This is a genomic window from Mycobacterium sp., assembly GCF_035570115.1.
In the GTDB taxonomy this organism is placed as follows: Bacteria; Actinomycetota; Actinomycetes; order Mycobacteriales; family Mycobacteriaceae; genus Mycobacterium.
Genome location: NZ_DATMLH010000053.1, coordinates 1 through 3,524, shown reverse-complemented (window position 1 = coordinate 3,524; position 3,524 = coordinate 1). Strand labels below are relative to the sequence as shown.

General features: G+C 64.3%; 3 protein-coding genes and 1 pseudogene. All 4 read left to right on the top strand.

Annotated features, from left to right (window positions below; translation table 11 throughout):
* Positions 1-317, top strand: a pseudogene (locus VNW74_RS03890) (mammalian cell entry protein); the annotation flags it as partial.
* Positions 314-1,729: an MCE family protein gene (locus VNW74_RS03885; RefSeq protein WP_414686589.1), complete on the top strand. Its 1,416-nt coding sequence runs from the start codon at positions 314-316 to the stop codon at positions 1,727-1,729. The pseudogene VNW74_RS03890 and the gene VNW74_RS03885, both read left to right, overlap by 4 nt.
* Positions 1,726-3,090: an MCE family protein gene (locus VNW74_RS03880; protein ID WP_325675289.1), complete on the top strand. Its 1,365-nt coding sequence runs from the start codon at positions 1,726-1,728 to the stop codon at positions 3,088-3,090. The genes VNW74_RS03885 and VNW74_RS03880 overlap by 4 nt, the downstream gene beginning before the upstream one ends.
* Positions 3,091-3,524, top strand: a 434-nt coding sequence (locus tag VNW74_RS03875) for an MlaD family protein (RefSeq protein WP_325675288.1), incomplete at its 3' end; no start/stop codon positions are given.

Here is a 3,524-nt window from a genome sequence, read left to right as displayed (position 1 = left end):
TGAATTCGGTGACCGCCATGCTGGAAAAGAACCGCGACAACATCAACAAGGCACTGCCCGGCCTCGCGAAATTTGAGATCACGGTGGGCGAGGCGATCTCCAGCATGTACGCCTACTCAGCGTTCGCCCCGAACGCCGCTCTTCCGGAACTCTTCGGGCCGTTCATGGATTACCTCTGGGGATTCCGCACCTTCGACACCGGACGTGGTCCGGGATTCCCGTCAACCGTACCGCGGTCGTTGGTGCCGCAGCTGTATAACGGTATTCCACCCTGCCCTGGCTGTACGTTGGGCGGACGGATCGGAGGGGGGCAATGATCTCCCGGATGCCTCGGATCCCGCGTAACAGAATCACGACCATTGCGGCGGTCGTCCTGGCCGCGCTGATCGTCGCCGGCACCGGACTGATTGTGCGCGACGTGTTCTTCGGTCCGCGGACAATTACCGCGTACTTCACCACCGCCACCGCGATTTACCCGAGCGACGAGGTTCGAGTATCTGGTGTGAAGGTCGGCACGATCAAGTCCATCGACCCGGCGGGCACGCAGGCCAAGATGGTCCTCAAGGTCGACCGCGGTGTGCCGATCCCGGCGGACGCGAAAGCGGTCATCGTCACCCAGAATTTGGTGGCCGCCCGCTACGTCCAACTGACTCCCGCCTACCGCGGTAGCGGCCCGGTCATGGCCGATGGGGCGGTGATCCCGGTGCAACGCACGGCCGTGCCTATCGAGTGGGACGAGGTCAAATCCCAATTGATGCGGTTGGCAACAGATTTGGGCCCCAATGCCAAGGTCTCGACGCCGTCGATCGCGCGGTTCGTCGACAGCGCCGCCAATGCACTACAGGGCAATGGCGACAAGTTGCGGCAAACACTCGCTCAACTGTCAGGGGTAGGGCGCATCCTCGCCAACGGCAGCGGCAACATCGTCGACATCATCAAGAATCTGCAGACCTTTGTCACCGCACTGCGCGACAGCAACGTCCAAATGGTGCAATTCAACGACCGGCTGGCCACCCTCACCAGCGTGGTGAATGACAGCAAATCCGAGCTGGACGCGGCGCTGACCGATCTGTCGAGCGCAGTAGGTGAGGTGCAGCGATTCATCGCCGAAACCCGCGACCAGACCAGCGAACAGGTTGCCCGATTGGGCGATGCCCTTCAGCCCATCGTCGATCAGCACATGGCTTTGGAGAACGTTTTGCATGGCGCGCCGAACGCGATCGGCAACTTCTTCAATGATTACAACGCCGACACCGGAACCATCGTGGGCGGGTTCGGGCTGATGAACGAGGCCAATCCTACGTGGGCCGGCATGCTTTTTCCGCTTCCCGTGCCCGGCTGCACGCAAATGCAGACCGTGGAGAGCGTTACCGCCGTCGAATCGGGCAAGTTGTGCGCGCTTTTCCTGGGCCCCGGTCTGCGGACGCTCAGTTACAACAACGTGCCGTTCCCCATCGACCCATTCATTCAGAAGTCGGTGGACCCGGCCAACGTTGTTTACAGCGAACCGCGCCTCGCGCCTGGCGGTGAAGGGCCTAAGCCGGGACCGCCCGAGATCCCGCCCGCGATATCGGCATACACCGGCCTGAATGGTGATTCGGTTGTGCCCGGCCCGGCACCGTCGGTGCCGCTACCGCGGATACCGGGCGCGGCGATGCCGCTGCCGCCACCGCCGTCGAGACCGGAGCCCCCGCCACCGCTGCTGCCGGCGGAAGGGACACAGCCATGATGGGACGGCTGCCGCTCCGCCGGGCACTTGCCATCGGTTCCTGCGTGGCGGTCACCGTCTCCGGGTGCGCCTTCCACGGTCTCAACTCGATACCGTTGCCCGGCGCGGTGGGGCGCGGAGCGGGCGCCGATATCTACCACGTCGAGCTCGCGAATGTCCTGACGATGGAGTCAAATTCGCCGGTGATGATGGACGACGTCGTGGTCGGCAGCGTGGGCCCGATGACGGTGAAAGACTGGCACGCCGACGTCCAGATCTCGGTGAAGCGCAATGTCGTCATCCCGGCTAACGTGGTGGCCAGTGTCGGCCAGACCAGTCTGCTGGGATCCATGCATGTGGAGCTCAACCCGCCGCTTGGTCAACCCGCTACCGGACGGCTGCGCCCGGGCGCCACCATCCCGCTGAGTCGATCGTCGACCTATCCCTCGACCGAGCAAACCCTGTCGTCGCTGTCGCTGGTCGTCAATGGCGGCGGGCTGGGCCAGATCGGGGAGATCATCCACAATTTCAGCGCCGCCCTGTCCGGGCGCGAGGGCGCTGTTCGCGATCTGCTCAACCGGCTCGACACCTTTGTGGGGACACTCGACCAGCAGCGGGACAACATCGTCACGTCGATCCAGGCGCTGAACCGGCTTGCCGAGACGTTCGCGGGACAGCGCGACGTTCTCACCGAGGCGCTGCGCAAGGTACCGCCCGCGCTCGAGGTGTTCATCAAGGAGCGGCCGCGCTTGACGTCGGCTTTGGATCACCTGCGCGTGTTCAGCAACACCGCCACCGGGCTGATCAACAACACTCAGGCCGACTTGGTCAAGAATCTGAAAAACCTGGAGCCGACCATCCGCGCGCTCGCCGACGTCGGACCGGGGCTTGGCTTCGCGCTCGCGGCGTCGACGGTCTTCCCGTTCACCCAGAACTTCGTCGATCGAGCCGTTCGAGGTGACTACTTCAACATACAGTTTCAGTTCGACTTTACTATTCCCAAACTCAAGAACAGCCTGCTGCTTGGGACGCACTGGGGACAACTGGGGGAACAGCAGATACCCGCGCCCGGGGAACCGTATTACCTGAATTACACCTATGATCCATTGCGCGCCGGCGCCGCCCAGGCGCCCGGTCCCGTGGCACCGCCGCCGCCCGGCCCGCCGCAGCCGCCTGGCGTGCCGCCGGCTGGTCCCCAAGCTCCGCCGCCGGGGCCTGCGCAGCCGAATCTCCAATTCAGCGCTCCGCTACCGGGACCCGCAGCGCCGCCCTCGGGGTTTGGTCCGTTACCGGGGCCCGCGGCTGCGCCGCCAGGCCCACCGCCGGTCGGGCCGAACCCTGGCCCGCCACCGGGATTTCCGCCGGTAGGAGGTAGTGGATAGATGTTGACGCGCTTCGTGCGGATTCAGTTGGCGGTTTTCGGGATCATCGGGATCATCGGGATCATCGCGATGGTCCTCTTCTACATCCAGCTGCCCACTCTGCTGGGCATCGGTCGGATGACAGTCACCCTCGATCTGCCGGCCACCGGTGGCCTGTACCGGTTCTCCAATGTGACCTACCGCGGAGTGCAGGTCGGCAAGGTCACGGCGGTGGCGCTCACCGCGAACGGCGCCAAAGCAACGCTGTCGCTTGGCACCTCACCCAAGATCCCGGCGAACCTCCAAGCCGATGTGCTGAGCGTATCGGCGGTGGGCGAGCAGTACGTGGACTTGCGGCCACGAACCGATTCGGCACCGTATCTGCGCGACGGTTCGGTTATTGCCATGCGTGACACCACGATTCCGCAAGCGGTCGGACCGATGCTCGATCAGGT

Coding starts and splice junctions, on each gene's coding strand:
- VNW74_RS03885 (WP_414686589.1), top strand. CDS start 314: ATGATCTCCCGGATGCCTCGGATCCCGCGTAACAGAATCACGACCATT.
- VNW74_RS03880 (WP_325675289.1), top strand. CDS start 1,726: ATGATGGGACGGCTGCCGCTCCGCCGGGCACTTGCCATCGGTTCCTGC.